This is a genomic window from Streptomyces sp. NRRL F-2664 (genome assembly GCF_000719345.1).
In the GTDB taxonomy this organism is placed as follows: Bacteria; Actinomycetota; Actinomycetes; order Streptomycetales; family Streptomycetaceae; genus Streptomyces.
Window position 1 is genome coordinate 1 of sequence record NZ_JOFX01000330.1, and the last position, 521, is coordinate 521.

Annotated in this window: 1 pseudogene; it reads left to right on the forward strand. The window is 71.6% G+C overall.

The annotated features are described in order from the left end of the window. Positions 1 to 521 (forward strand): annotated as a pseudogene (locus IF89_RS39575) (IS30 family transposase); the annotation flags it as partial.

Here is a 521-nt window from a genome sequence, read left to right on the forward strand (position 1 = left end):
GGGCCCAGCGGCCGAAGAAAGCGAAGCTGTGGCCCACGACCGCCTGCGCGAGTACGTCCAGGACCGGCTGGCCGGGACCATCGTCCACGCGGCCGACGGCCGGGCCGTCGCGGGACCGCAGGTGCCGCCGTGGCAGGGTAGGGACAAGCCCCGCCGTCAGGACCGGCGCTGGGCGACGGCCTGGAGTCCGCAGCAGATATCGCGGCGGCTCGAGGTGGACTTCCCCGAGGATGAGTCCATGCGCATCTCACACGAGGCGATCTACCAGGCCCTTCCCGTCCAGGGACGCGGCGCGCTCAAGCGCGAGCTGGTCGCCTGCTTGCGCACCGGACGGTCACTGCGCGTCCCACGGGAGCGCACCAGGCAGAGTGTCCGCGGGCATGTCACCGCCGAAGTACTGATCAGCGAACGGCCCGCCGAGGCCGAGGACCGTGGCGTCCCGGGACACTGGGAGGGCGATCTGATCATCGGGACCGGCCGGTCCGCGATCGGAACGCTCGTCGAACGCAGCAGGCGGTTCA